This is a genomic window from Lentilitoribacter sp. Alg239-R112, assembly GCF_900537175.1.
Classification (GTDB): Bacteria; Pseudomonadota; Alphaproteobacteria; order Rhizobiales; family Rhizobiaceae; genus Lentilitoribacter.
Genome location: NZ_LS999835.1, coordinates 240628 through 254634 on the forward strand (window position 1 = coordinate 240628; position 14007 = coordinate 254634).

General features: G+C 44.9%; 13 protein-coding genes. 1 reads left to right on the forward strand and 12 read right to left on the reverse strand.

Going from position 1 to position 14007, the window contains the following annotated elements; genetic code table 11:
* Positions 1 to 8: 8 nt before the first annotated feature.
* The 8 genes from G3W54_RS17985 to G3W54_RS18020 all read right to left on the reverse strand — a co-directional run bounded on the left by G3W54_RS17985 (position 9) and on the right by G3W54_RS18020 (position 8093).
* Entirely contained in the window at positions 9 to 1340 is a 1332-nt protein-coding gene (locus tag G3W54_RS17985; RefSeq protein ID WP_162654675.1) for an NAD(P)-dependent oxidoreductase, read from the reverse strand.
* A gap of 134 nt (positions 1341 to 1474) precedes the next feature.
* Positions 1475 to 2461 carry an ABC transporter substrate-binding protein gene (locus G3W54_RS17990; protein WP_162654676.1) on the reverse strand — a complete coding sequence of 329 codons (987 nt, stop codon included), beginning with the start codon at positions 2459 to 2461 and terminating at the stop codon, positions 1475 to 1477.
* 42 nt (positions 2462 to 2503) lie between these two features.
* Complete coding sequence (locus tag G3W54_RS17995; RefSeq protein WP_162654677.1) at positions 2504 to 3370, reverse strand: ABC transporter permease; 867 nt, start codon at positions 3368 to 3370, stop codon at positions 2504 to 2506.
* The gene (locus tag G3W54_RS18000; protein WP_162654678.1) at positions 3367 to 4254 is read right to left on the reverse strand and encodes an ABC transporter permease; all 888 of its coding nucleotides are present in this window, start codon (positions 4252 to 4254) and stop codon (positions 3367 to 3369) included. Before G3W54_RS18000 ends, G3W54_RS17995 begins: the two co-directional genes overlap by 4 nt.
* A 9-nt stretch (positions 4255 to 4263) precedes the next feature.
* Positions 4264 to 5040, reverse strand: a complete 777-nt coding sequence (locus G3W54_RS18005; RefSeq protein ID WP_162654679.1) for an ABC transporter ATP-binding protein — start codon at positions 5038 to 5040, stop codon at positions 4264 to 4266.
* A gap of 8 nt (positions 5041 to 5048) precedes the next feature.
* Positions 5049 to 6500, reverse strand: a complete 1452-nt coding sequence (hydA, locus tag G3W54_RS18010; protein WP_162654901.1) for a dihydropyrimidinase — start codon at positions 6498 to 6500, stop codon at positions 5049 to 5051.
* 20 nt (positions 6501 to 6520) lie between these two features.
* A complete protein-coding gene (locus G3W54_RS18015; RefSeq protein ID WP_162654680.1) occupies positions 6521 to 7771 on the reverse strand; it encodes a Zn-dependent hydrolase in 1251 nt (416 codons plus the stop codon).
* A 37-nt stretch (positions 7772 to 7808) separates the two neighbouring features.
* Positions 7809 to 8093: a hypothetical protein gene (locus G3W54_RS18020; RefSeq protein WP_162654681.1), complete on the reverse strand. Its 285-nt coding sequence runs from the start codon at positions 8091 to 8093 to the stop codon at positions 7809 to 7811.
* Between the two features lie 176 nt (positions 8094 to 8269).
* Between G3W54_RS18020 and G3W54_RS18025 the strand changes: the two genes are divergently transcribed.
* Entirely contained in the window at positions 8270 to 8917 is a 648-nt protein-coding gene (locus G3W54_RS18025; protein ID WP_162654682.1) for a TetR/AcrR family transcriptional regulator, read from the forward strand.
* Between the two features lie 24 nt (positions 8918 to 8941).
* Here the strand turns inward: G3W54_RS18025 and G3W54_RS18030 are convergent, their stop codons facing one another.
* The 4 genes from G3W54_RS18030 to G3W54_RS18045 form a co-directional block, all read right to left on the reverse strand.
* Positions 8942 to 10042 carry a DUF1513 domain-containing protein gene (locus G3W54_RS18030; protein WP_162654683.1) on the reverse strand — a complete coding sequence of 367 codons (1101 nt, stop codon included), beginning with the start codon at positions 10040 to 10042 and terminating at the stop codon, positions 8942 to 8944.
* Between the two features lie 2 nt (positions 10043 to 10044).
* Complete coding sequence (locus tag G3W54_RS18035; RefSeq protein WP_162654684.1) at positions 10045 to 11121, reverse strand: imelysin family protein; 1077 nt, start codon at positions 11119 to 11121, stop codon at positions 10045 to 10047.
* The gene (locus G3W54_RS18040; protein WP_162654685.1) at positions 11121 to 12650 is read right to left on the reverse strand and encodes a di-heme oxidoredictase family protein; all 1530 of its coding nucleotides are present in this window, start codon (positions 12648 to 12650) and stop codon (positions 11121 to 11123) included. The genes G3W54_RS18035 and G3W54_RS18040 overlap by 1 nt, the downstream gene beginning before the upstream one ends.
* Positions 12651 to 12723: 73 nt before the next feature.
* Positions 12724 to 13953, reverse strand: coding sequence for an imelysin family protein (locus G3W54_RS18045; RefSeq protein WP_244628005.1), 1230 nt, complete (start codon positions 13951 to 13953; stop codon positions 12724 to 12726).
* Positions 13954 to 14007: the final 54 nt, after the last annotated feature.

Consider the following 14007-nt stretch of genomic DNA (forward strand, 5'->3'; position numbering starts at 1 on the left):
CGCTCAGGTTATGCGCTAAGCGCTTTGTGAATGTCTTCAGCTGCGAGTTTGCCATCTTCAACAGAGACAACGGTGAGATCTTCGCCACCAGCTACACAATCACCGCCAGCCCAGACTTTTGATTTGTTGGTCTTGCGATTTTCATCAACTGCAATGCGGCCTTTTTCAACTGTTATGCCAAATGATGTGATAAGCTCTGTCGCTGGTGTTTGGCCAATAGCTTTGAACACCTGATCGGCCTCCACTGTAACAGTTTCGCCGGTTCCAGACAAAGAACCGCCAGATGCAGATGTATATTCCATAGTAATTGCTGAAATCGCACCATCTGTGACTTCTAGCGCGTTTGGCTGCAGCCAGTGGCGGATAGTAACACCATTTGTTTGAGCAACTTCTTGCTCGTACTCAGATGCGTTCATATTTTCAACGCCGCGACGATAGAAAATTGTCACATTCTCGGCTCCAAGAAGCTTTACTTGCGTTGCTACATCAATTGCGGTCATGCCACCGCCGATAACAACAACATTCCTGCCAACCTCTAACGTAGACAAATCGTCGGCTTGGCGAAGTTGGGAAATGTAATCCACCGCATCTATGCAGCCATTTGCATCTTCACCGTCAAGACCTAATCCATTTACACCAGGTAAACCCATACCCAAGAATACGGCATCGTAATCTGACTCTAGTGCATCAAGGGAAATATCTTTTCCTAGACTAACACCGTTTTTGACCTCAATACCGCCAATATCAAGAATGAACTCAACTTCCTTGGCTGCAAATTGGTCGGTTGATTTGTAAGCTGCGATACCATACTCGTTCAACCCGCCAGCTTTCTCTCGCGCTTCAAAAATTGTAACGGCATGACCATGCATTGCAAGTCTGTGCGCGCAGGATAGGCCAGCGGGACCTGCACCAACAACAGCAACTTTCTTGCCAGTGCTTGCTGCTCGTGTAAACGGGTGCGCATCCGTTGTTTTCATCAGGTGATCGGTCGCATAACGTTGAAGCTGGCCAATTTTAACGGGTTTGCCTTCTGCTACTTCTCGAACGCAAACTTCTTCACACAATGTTTCCGTAGGGCAAACTCGAGCGCACATGCCGCCCATGATGTTTGATTGGAGAATTGTTTTTGCAGATCCAGCAGGATTATCTACTGAAATTTGACGAATGAACATTGGAATATCAATGCTGGTTGGGCATGCCGTCATGCATGGTGCATCATAGCAAAAATAACATCGATCTGCTTCAACTAAAGCTTCATGTTGGGTCATGGGAGCATGAAGGTCGTCAAAATTATCTGCCAGTTTCTCGGAGTTTAGCCGGGCTGTTTTGATATCTGCCATGGTGAATTCTTTCTAAGTTTGGGCTTTCTAAATTTAGAAAGCAAAATCCCGTTTGCGAACTTTCAGCGAAAGATCACATTGCCATTCATCGATAACTTAGGTCCGAAGACCTAAGCTAATTTAGTCTTGTTCTATTAAAGCGCTTTATCAGTAATGACTGATGTCCAAGCACCTGTTGGTTCTTTGGTGATTACTGGATCGTCACCTGCTGACAACAGTGTTTCCACCGTACGCTTGTAATCATCTGCAGATAGTGCGCCGTTTGAACCAGCGGTTAGCTTGGCAATTTCGCCCATCATACGTCTTTGATGTTTTTCAGTTTGCGCACCAGATGCATCATTCTCAAGAACAATATCTGCTGCTTCATCAGGATTTTCTTCAGCGTATTTCCAGCCTTTCATAGAAGCGCGAACGAAACGAACCATTTTGTCTTGGAACGCATCATCTTTGAGATTATCTTCAAGAACATAAATTCCATCTTCCAATGTAGAAACGCCTTGATCTTCATATTTGAAAGTTATGAGATCGTCCGCGGAAAGACCTGCATCAATGATCTGCCAATATTCATTATATGTCATAGTAGATACGCAAGCTGCTTGCTTTTGCAGGATTGGATCAACGTTAAAGCCTTGTTTAAGAACTGTTACGCCACCATCACTGCCGTCTGTTTTCAGACCAAGCTTGCTCATCCAAGATAGGAATGGATATTCATTTCCGAAGAACCAGACACCTAATGTTTTACCTGCAAAGTCCGCCGGTGATGTGATGCCTGAATCTTTGCGACAAGTGAGCATCATGCCAGATGATTTAAATGGTTGCGCGATGTTAACAAGCGGCACACCTTTTTCGCGTGTTGCAAGCGCAGAAGGCATCCAATCAAGAACAACATCAGCACCACCACCAGCTAAAACTTGTGCTGGAGCAATGTCTGGTCCACCTGGCTTGATTTCAATATCGATATCTTCAGCCTCATAAAAGCCCTTGTCTTTTGCAACATAATAACCCGCAAATTGAGCTTGAGTTACCCATTTGAGTTGAAGCGTCACTTTATCCGCGGCTAATGCGCTGTAAGCGGCCATAGACATAGCGCCTGCTAGAAGTACAGTTGTGAGTTTTTTCATATTATCTTTCCCGTTTTCCAAAAGTTGTACATGTCATTGATCTTAATTGTTTCCCGCTCTTATTGACGGGTGCCAAAAGGTGACTGCTCTCTCGATGAGTGCCACCAATCCGTAAAAGGCTGAACCTGCGAGCGCCGCGACGGCGATCTCGGCCCAAACCATATCTACATTCATTCTACCGACTTCTGTCGAGATGCGAAATCCCATCCCAACAGTCGGGGTTCCAAAGAATTCTGCTACAATTGCACCAATAAGTGCAAGAGTTGAGCAAATTTTCAACGCGTTGAAAATAAATGGTGCAGCAGAAGGAAGGCGTAACTTTGTTAGTGTTTGCCACCATGTTGCTGCGTAAGTGTTCATCAAATCGCGTTCCATATTACTGGATGCTGCAAGGCCCTGAACAGTGTTTACCAGCATTGGGAAAAACGTCATGATCACGACGACGGCAGCTTTTGAGTGCCAGTCAAACCCATACCACATGACCATGATTGGCGCGACACCAACTATCGGTAACGCAGAAACGAAGTTGCCAAGCGGTAATAATCCGCGTTGTAAAAACGGTGAGCGGTCAATTAATAAAGCTACGATGAAACCGGATCCGCATCCAAGAACATAGCCTGCAAGAACAGCTTTCAAAAATGTTTGCTGAAAATCCGCCCAAAGTGTTGGGATGGAACTTGCAAATCTTGCACCGATCATAGATGGCGGTGGTAACAACACTGTTGGCACATTTAAGCCACGTACGATAAGTTCCCACATTACAAAGATCGTGACACCAAATATAACTGGCACAAGGAGGTTGATGGTACGTGCGAGTGCCAGGTTCGTTCCTGTTGGGATCGCAACAAGGCGTTGGTTTATGAACCATGCGATAAGCCAAAACCCAAAAGCTGCGACGACTAAACTCATGATGTCGCTCCTTCAGGTTTTTGCCCCATACGTTTTAAAACATGGTTATGAGCAACACCAACAAGTATGACCAAGACGGCGGCAAGAGCTGCGGCCATAAATAAGGCAGACCAGATTTGAACAGTTTGACCGTAGTAAGAACCAGCAAGCAACCTTGCGCCAAGACCAGCAACGGCACCTGTTGGCATTTCACCGACAATTGCACCTACAAGTGATATTGCCACTGCAATTTTCAAAGACGTAAATAGATACGGCATGGATGACGGCCAGCGAAGTTTCCAGAATGTTTGTGCATTTGATGCGTGATACGTATGCATAAGATCAAGTTCACTGCTGCTCGGCGAGCGAAGCCCTTTCACCATTCCAACCACGACAGGGAAGAATGAAAGATAAGTCGAGATCAAAGCTTTTGGCAAAAGGCCTGAAATCCCTGCTGCATTCAGCACGACGATAATCATAGGTGCGATGGCGAGAATGGGGATCGTTTGGGATGTAATAACCCAGGGCATGACAGATTTATCCATCGCCTTATTATGAACGATGCCGACTGCCAGTGAAATCCCTAATGCAGTTCCGATGACGAAACCAAGCAATGTCGCAGAAAGAGTAATCCATGCATGGTAGACGAGTGATCGTTTGGATGTGATTTTTTTCAGCACAGTCGTTTTGTAAATCTCCTCAAAAACTTGATGAGGTGACGGTAAAACAGGGCGTTCTTGTGCCATAGTTAAAGGGATCAGTTCTGAAAAGCTTGGTGCAGTACGATCTTGACGTTCTGCTTGATCATACTCAAAAGGCGCATTCATCCAGACAACACAGGCATACCAAATCATCACGATAATCGTGAGGATTGTTAATACCGGTATAGTTTTGCCTTTACTCATCGTATGCTCTCATTCCTCATAGGAATGCCCCGCTCTTAAGCCTTCACGTACACGGTGAGCTATTTTGAGGAACTCTTCGCTTTCACGAATTTCCAAAGGTCGTTCTTTTGGCAAAGTTGAATCGATTACATCAGTAACGCGACCGGGGCGGGGTGACATGACGACGATCTTTGTTGAGAGATAGACCGCTTCAGGTATGGAGTGCGTTACAAAGCAAATTGTCTTATTTGTATTTGCCCAAAGTTTGAGAAGTTGTTCATTGAGGTGATCACGCACAATCTCATCCAATGCGCCAAAAGGCTCGTCCATTAAAAGAAGATCAGCATCAAAAGCTAAAGCACGGGCAATGGACGCACGTTGCTGCATGCCACCAGATAGTTGCCAAGGGTATTTTTTTCCAAAATTTGCCAAATCAACAAGCTGTAGAACGCGATCAATTCGCTCCTTTTGCTCGGCTCCCGAAAGCCCCATTATCTCGAGTGGGACCGCAATGTTTTTTTCAATTGTTCGCCAAGGTAGAAGAGATGCAGCTTGAAAAACGTAACCATAGGCACGTTGCATTCGGGCTTCCTCAGGTGACATACCATTTACAGTTACGGTTCCACCTGTTGGTTTTTCTAAATCAGCGATCACACGTAAAAATGTTGTCTTGCCACAGCCTGATGGACCGATAAATGATATGAAATCGCCTTGTTCAACATCCAAATTTACATCGGATAGGGCATGAACGGGACCATCATTTGTCTGGAATGTCAGGTCAAGATTTTTAGCTGAAACAATTGTCATAAACTAGATCAAACCCCAGTTGCTGGCATACCGGTGCGTTGCACTGGCATCGGGTTGGTCAATTCTTTCCACGTAGAAAGCGCTTTATTGACTGTGCCATTTGGTTGGCGTTTGACGAACTCGCCGTGGCCTTCCTGTGTTTTAATTTCGCCATCAGCAACTGAAACATGACCACGAGATAAAGTGTAACGTGGCAGGCCTTTAACTTGCTTACCTTCAAATACATTATAATCAATGGCTGATTGTTGTGTTGAAGCTGCAATGGTTTTCGATTTTTCTGGATCCCAGACGACAAGATCGGCATCGGCACCCACAAGGACGGCACCCTTCTTCGGGTACATATTCATGATTTTGGCAATGTTGGTTGATGTAACCGCAACAAATTCATTCATGGTTAGACGTCCCGTAGAGACGCCATAAGTCCAAAGCATTGGCATACGATCTTCCAGGCCACCTGTGCCGTTTGGAATTTTTGTAAAGTCACCAACGCCAGAGCGTTTTTGATCCGTTGTAAAGGCACAATGATCTGTCGCGACAACAGATAATGAGCCAGATTGCAGGCCAGCCCAGAGCGAATCTTGGTGGTGTTTGTTACGGAACGGCGGGGACATGACGCGACGCGCAGCATGGTCCCAATCTTTGTTAAAATATTCGCTTTCATCAAGTGTGAGGTGCTGGATAAGTGGTTCACCCCAAACACGTTTACCTTGTTGGCGAGCACGGCGAATAGCTTCGTGACTGTCCTCGCAAGATGTGTGAACCACGTAAAGCGGTGCGCCAGTCATATCTGCAATCATGATCGCGCGGTTTGTGGCTTCGCCTTCTACTTGCGGTGGACGAGAATAAGCATGTGCTTCTGGTCCATTATTGCCATCGGCTAGAAGTTTGGCTGATAACTCGGCGACAACATCACCATTTTCTGCATGGACCATTGGGATGGCGCCAAGTTCTGCGCAGCGGGAGAATGATGAATAAAGCTCATCATCATTGACCATCAATGCACCTTTATAGGCCAAGAAATGCTTGAATGTGTTGATGCCTTTGTCTTTGACAATGGTTTCCATTTCATTGAAAACTTGCTCACCCCACCACGTGATCGCCATATGGAATGAATAATCGCAGTTGGCGCGTGTTGATTTGTTATCCCACATCTGTAGCGCTTCGAGCAGAGATTGTCCGGGGGCAGGAAGGGCGAAGTCGACGACCATTGTTGTGCCACCCGATAATGCTGCGCGTGTACCGCTTTCAAAATCATCAGAGGAGTAAGTACCCATAAATGGCATCTCAAGATGCGTATGGGGGTCAATGCCGCCCGGCATGATGTAACAGCCAGTTGCATCCAGTTCGTCGCCACCAGAAAGATTTGGACCAATTGCTGAGATAATACCATTTTCGATCTGAACATCAGCCTTATAGGTCAGATCGGCTGTTACAACAGTTCCGTTTTTAATAGTTGTCATGCTCATGCGGACTTCTCCTTCTAAGAAACAATTTCGGCTGTTTCGACAACGGCATGAAACAACACTTCGGCGCCTGCTGTCGACCATTCCTGCGAAATTTCTTCTGCTTCATTGTGGCTCAGGCCATCTACGCACGGGCACATAACCATAGCTGTTGGTGCACAGCGGTTAATCCAGCAAGCATCATGACCTGCGCCAGAGATAAGGTTGCGGTGTGAATAGCCCAAACGCTCAGCTGCGTTTCTAACAGCGGTAACGCAATTTTCATCAAATGCAACAGGGTCAAAGCCACCGACTTTTTCGATTTCGATATCAAGGCCCATTTCGCTGCAGATCTGTTTTGCGCCAATGTCGAGACGTTTTTCCATATCTTTGATCACATCAAGATTTGGCGAGCGAAAATCAACCGTGAAAACTGCTTTTCCCGGGATCACGTTGCGTGAATTCGGATAGACATCTATGTGGCCTGCTGCACCAACAGCATCTGGCTTATGGCTCCATGCGATCTCATCCACAAGGTTGAGAACGCGCGCCATGCCAAGGCCAGCATTTTTGCGCATTGGCATTGGTGTGGAGCCCGTATGACTTTCCTTGCCTGTGATAGTAATTTGCGTCCAAGATAAGCCTTGGCCGTGTGTAACAACACCAATATCAATACCTTCTGCCTCCAGAATTGGTCCTTGCTCGATGTGAAGTTCAAAGAATGCATGCATGTCGCGCTTGCCGACCTCCTCGTCACCTTTCCAGCCAATTCGCGCCAGTTCGTCACCAAATGTTTTGCCCTCTGCATCTTCTTTTGCATAAGCCTCATCTTGGGTGAATTGCTTGGCAAACACGCCGGATGCCATCATGGCTGGTGCAAAGCGTGTACCTTCTTCATTGGTCCAATTGGTGACAACAATCGGATGTTTGGTCTGGATGTTGAGATCATTTAGTGTGCGAACTACTTCCAATCCCGCCAAGACCCCGAGCACGCCGTCATACCTGCCGCCTGTGGGCTGTGTATCGAGGTGAGAACCGACATAGACGGGGAGCGCATCTGGATCAGTGCCTTCACGGCGCATGAACATTGTTCCCATTTGGTCAACACCCATCGTCATGCCTGCATCTTCGCACCATTTTTGAAATAATGCTCTACCTTCAGCGTCTTCATCTGTGACAGTTTGACGGTTTGAGCCACCTGCAATGCCCGGTCCAATTTGCGCGATTGAATGGATTGATTCCCAAAGTCTATCGCCATTGATACGAAGGTTTTCACCCGGTGCTGTCATGTCAGTGTCTCCAAGGTCGGTCTGTAAATTATTCAGCTTAAAAGTTATGTCCTATGAATTTCCCTCTAGGAATTAAGAAAAATGTAATGGCCACATTATTTCTAATTTCGTCGAACCCGCGTCGAAACATCATTTTTATAGGAGTATCTAAAGAAACATATTCGGTGCTAGATCTAGATATAGAAAATTTGACAGCCAAAGCTAGAACATATTTGTTGAAGCTGCCTAGCTCAACCTCAATGTGATTATCAATATCGCGAGCGGTATTGTTATCTTTTGCAAAGATCGTTGTGCCGTTTTTGTGTTCATGCTTGTCGATCATATCGACCCTCCCAAGCCTCTATTGATCTAATACAAGAACATTCTGCACGATCGGTCAAGTTTTTTTTGACTCAAGTAAGCAATTGCTTTACTTGACTAAAATAGTCATGTTTATTCTTCTGGTAATCGCTATAGATAGTAAGCTAAGATTCGAAAACAGATTTGGAATGAGACCGTATGTACGTAAATGAAACTAAATCGCAGACAAGGCAGCGTAACATCGCAAATATTTTGCAAGCTGCGGAAAAGATCTTTGCAATCTCAGGATATAAAGGTGCTTCACTTAGCGTAATTGCAGAAGAGGCAGGCGTTCCGAAGTCCAATATTATTTACTATTTTGAATCTAAAGAAGGGCTTTATAATCGTTTGATGGAAGATATTTGTAGCCTTTGGTTACAGGCTTCTAATGAAATGGATGATACAGATAATCCCGCAGGTGCTCTAACATCATACATCCATGAAAAAATGGATTCGGCTCGTGAGCGTCCATATGGTTCCAAGGTTTGGGCAAATGAAATTATACACGGAGCTCCCTTTATTGGACCCTATATAGAAGGTCCACTCAAAGAGTGGACGGCATCTCGCGAATCAATTTTGCGCCGTTGGATGAGTGAGGGTTATTTGAAAGAAAACAATCCTAAAACTATTCTTTATATGATTTGGTCAACGACGCAGCACTATGCCGATTTTTCATGTCAGATTGAGGCATTGAACAATGATAATTCATTGAGTGATGAGCAGTGGGTCGAGGCGAAGAATACCGTCACTGAGATTATATTGCGAGGAATTGGGATGACTGGCCCTCATGATGAAAGCTCTGAGTGACGGTAGAATGCCAGTAGCTGATTATTAGATGATCTGGTTTGAAGATAAGTGATTGTCGAAAGCAAAACCATATTGTTTCGAAAGCGGCTGAGATGACATCAATATACCACCCTCGGAACTACTAAGAAGGTTGTTGCTTTGATACGTAACACCGTTTCCATTTTTCAGTTTTATCACTGATAGTAGTGAGCCATTAGTCGTATCAAAAATTCCCGTAACACCTCTCACTGGCGATGAAACAGCAACTTGTTTTAAGGTTCGATCGACGGCTAATGATCCAGTGTAGTTTGCAAATATGTCTAGATCATCTTTAGCAAGGTGCCAAAATTTCAAACCTTCGTCAAACTTGCAAGTTCCGATCAGTTGCGGCCTATCTTGTTTTGACCCTTGATATTGCCCACCAAATACAATTGTATCATTGGTAATTTGCACCATATGACGGAGAGATAATTTATGTAGGCTATCTGGCAGCAGATGCCGTTCCAGCAATGAGCCATCTGTAATATCGATAAATGCGACAGATGATTGCATTGTTGCCAAGTTTAGTTTTGCGCGTCCGAAATCTGGATGTGTTTCAATACCGCCATTAGCAACCACAAGTGTTTTTCCATCTTCCAAAAGAAGGATTTCATGAGGACCAATGCCGAAGCTGTCGAATTCTCCAACTCTCTTGAATTTTGAAGTCGCGTCATAGATGCCAATTTTCCCAATTGCATTCTCAAAATCATTTTCACTCGCATAGAGCAGTTTGCCGTTTTTGGAGAATACACCGTGTCCATAAAAATGGCGCCCAGTAGTTGCCGTTATAATCATGGGTTCGGATGTTTGTGTGGTATCGAAGATCACCGCGAAGTTTCCCGGACGTCGGGCAAATGCCACCGCTTTATGAGCGGATGGAGAGAAGACAATATCATGTCCTCGATCTGGTAGTGATATATGTTTTACCAGATCGAGATTATGATCGAGTAACACCGCCCCATAATGTCCGTCACGGTGCTTGACACAAGATGCTAACAGACTGTCGGATTGATCAACTTTTTCTTTTGCTTGGCTATTTATGGTTGATATAAACAGGCTACCAGCGCCTGCAAGGAAATGTCGTCTATCAAGTTCAAATAATCCCATGACTAGTCACCGTCTGAGAATGAAAAACCGGAACTTAGACCCAACTCTTGTGCAAATTGCTGATCGATACGGTCGATTGCAAATGTGAGACTGGTCCCAAAATACACCAGTTTTTTGCGGAGCGCTGGATCTTTGAGGGCTTCAAGTAATGGTCCTTCAATTGCGTTGATGGCTTTTTTGTTTTGTTTCAATTCGAACTCGATCTGGTCAGCAATGCGGCTGTTTTTGCTAACCAGTGAATATAGCCCACCATCGCGTAGCAGCGAGTGGATAAATTCAAGATTGGCCTTCATCATGGAAAGTGTGTTTTCCGAACGCCAGAACAATGCTGATTTTGGACGATCTCTTTGTTGTTCCTCGCGTAAAAATGCTTTCAGGCGAATGTCTTTTATTGCTTCTAATCCATGAACAACGGTGCCTAAAAGCTCAATAACTGCCTCTTGATCATTGATGAAAACAGAATTTTTTTGCCCGGTATTGATCCATTGCTCCGAATACTCGCTATTCCATTTGGTTTGTAATTCTGTGGCTATAGAATGAAGGTTATTTGTAACGCTGGCTGCAAATTGACAGCGGAATGAATTTACTTTCGTAGAAAGCTCTGAGTGCCCAGTGCCAAATAATAAAAACTCCAAAGCACCTAAACCTTGAACCGCAACACTCTTTTGGTCAATGATATCCGGTGCAACTGTGGTCAAATCACCTTTAGCAACTAGCCTTTGTACCTGTTTGAGCCCTGTACTTTTTCTATCTGGATAAAAGAGAACGCGTTCCAGTCGATTCTTGTCCATGACCGGGCCAGATCGAAATAGTTCAATACTTGCCCACGAATGTGCCGTTGTTGTAAATTGGTTCTGCACAGTAGATAGAGCCGCATTATTGGGTGAAGTACATAGCTGAGAAACTTGGTTTTCTAAAAGCTCCGTCTGAGCCCCAAAATCTTGATAGGCAGGGCGCACGACATCCTCAATGGTTTGCCGCATGACAGATTTAACCTGGTCCGTCGTGGGTGCCGCAATAGCCTGTTGTGTGGTTAGCAATATCCCTAAAGACGCAACACATTTAATAAATATCTGCATCACAACGAAGCCAAGAATTTTATAAGATTATCCCGCGCTGATTTATCAAGCTCCAAGAATTTATTTTTCGCAGTTTCCGCTTCGCCGCCATGCCAGACAATTGCTTCGGTAAGGTTCCTGGCGCGACCGTCATGCAAGAAAAAAGTATGATCATTGACGGTTTTAGTTAACCCAATTCCCCATAATGGTGGTGTGCGCCATTCCCGACCATTGGCAATGCCAACCTGTTGACCATCGGCCAACCCTTCGCCCATGTCATGTAGAAGCAAATCTGTGTATGGCCATATTAATTGGAATTGATGTGCTTTGTTTTCTGCGTTTCGTGATGTCACATATTTGGGGCGATGACATGACGCGCAACCGAGGTCGTAGAAATGCTTTTTACCAGTTAATACGTCCATATCTTCTGCATTGCGACGGGCTGGGACAGCCAGATTTTGAGAATAAAATGTTACAAGACTAAGGACTTCATCAGGAGCTTCCCCGACCCCAAGGCGTGCTTGTTCTCCATGAGGCATTGCCAAACATTGTGTTTGCGCATCCGTGCAGTCGCCATGGTTATTTGGCTTGTCAGGAGTTGAAATCCCAATGTCTCCTGCAAATGCACCTGCACTTTGTTGTCGTATCGTTGGCATTTCTGCTTTCCAGCCAAAACGGGCAAGAATTCGATTGCCGTTACCATCGCCAATGATTTGATATTTCCCTGAGATGCCATCATTGTTCTGATCATCTGGGTCAGCATTGTTAACAATATCACTTTCATGGATTGCCTCTAGAAGGCCAAGGCCAATCATCTGTGGGGTTACACGCGGTGATAATGTTGTATGTGGGTCAAGTGGGCCATAATTGAGATTAATCGCTTCATAACTCGGTTTGCGTAGTGTTATTGATTCACCATCGGCAAAATTTTCAATAACATTCTCATAAGTGATTTTCATTTGGCCTTCGCCATCCAGTCCGGGCACGGCTAAATCTTGAAGTTGGCCGCCATATGTTGGATCTGGAAAGGTTGTTCGCACAAAGTCTTTGAGTTCTTGTTCTTCCAATTTTGTTGTTGGGGATTTTGCAAGGCGTAAAAACATAGATGTTGCATCTGTATCACCTTCCGGCGGATGCCCTCTGCCATCTTTTATGTGGCAAGACTGACAGGCTCGCGCATTGAAAAGTGGTCCCAAGCCATCGGATGCCTGGGTTGATGATGGTGACGACACCCATAACTTGCGAAATAGTGCATTACCGAGTTTGAAAGTCTCTTCTTCTTTGAATGTGATGTTGGCGGAGAAATGTGAAAATGCATCTCGGTTCACTTTTTTGATCGACGTGCCCGCACCGCCTTGTTTAACCTCAAAGTTCTCCGCTTTTGAAAAGTCGGTTGTTGGCTTTACAATTTCTTGAACACGGGCTCGATCTTTATCGGATAAGTCATCGCGTTCAACTGCAATTTGTGCATGAGCCGGAGTTGAAATGCAAAAAGCCGCAACGAAAATGTGCGGCAAACGGAAATAAGAATTTCTATTTTGATTGGGCATGCGCCTACGACCTTATTGTGGAAACAGGGAAGCAATAGTGCTTCCCTGTTTGTTTAACAATTCAATTTCAATCCTACTGGAAAACTGAATTTGGGTTATCAAGACTGTCTGAACCTTCCAGTTCAATCGTGCCTAAATCTAATGATGTGATGACGCGTTCAATGGATTTTGTTTGATCGATCAGTCCATCAATGGCCGCTTGTACAACTGCGTTACCTTCTTTGTTACCTTCGCCAATCATCTGGTCGTAGGCTTCAAGGTTAGTGCGATCAGCCATTGCCTGCATTGCCGTAATTGTTGCAGAAAGTTTTTCTTTCAGTTCTTCGGCAGTTGCTGCATCTTTATGCATTGCAAAGTCCAAGAGTGATGGACCTTCGACAATGGTTCCATCGATACGTGTGTATGTTCCTAGATAGACGTTCTGAATGCCGACAGCATCATAAAGATGGGAATTATGCGTGTTGTCAGAAAAGCAATCATGCTCTTCTTCTGGATCATGAAGCAAAAGACCAAGCTTCATACGCTCACCAGCCAGTTCGCCATAAGACAGCGAGCCCATGCCAGTTAAAATTGTTGAGATGCCAGCGTTCGCATCTTGCTCAGAAAGAGCTAAACGAGCAGCGCCTTTTGTTGTCCAGTTGCCAACCATTTCTTCCAGATCAGCAATTAGGAGTTTGGACGCGGATGTTAAATATTCGCGGCGGCGATCACAATTTCCATTTGTACAATTTTCAACACTGAAATCAGTTGCAGGTCGTGCACCTGCGCCAGCATTAGTGCCGTTTAGATCTTGGCCCCAAAGCAAGAATTCTATTGCGTGATAACCTGTTGCAACATTTGCTTCAATGCCACCTGCTTCTTGCAATGTGTCAGATAAAAACTTCGGCGTGATGTTTGTTCCATCGATCATTTCGCCGTTGATCGAAATTTTCGCGTTTGCAATCACATTAGCAGTGTAGAGATTATTTTCATCGCTTTCGGTTCCGTAACCTGCATCCACATAATCAATGAGGCCTTCATCTAGTGGCCAGGCGTTTACACGGCCTTCCCAGTCATCAACAATAGCATTGCCGAAACGATATACTTCAGTTTGCTGGTAAGGCACACGTGATGCAATCCACGCTTTTTTGGCAGCGTTTAGGTTAACGTCGTTCGGCTTTGCAAGAAATGTTGCAATAGCTGTATCTAATGTTTTTGCAGTTGTAAGTGAATCTTCAAATTTGGCTAAAGCTATGTCTGCATAATGAGATACTACGGCTTCCGCTGAATGCTCATGTCCATCAGCAAATGCTGTTGTGGCCATTCCTGTGATGATAGATGTAGAAAGCACGAGAGAGAACGTGCGGGTATTAAGTTT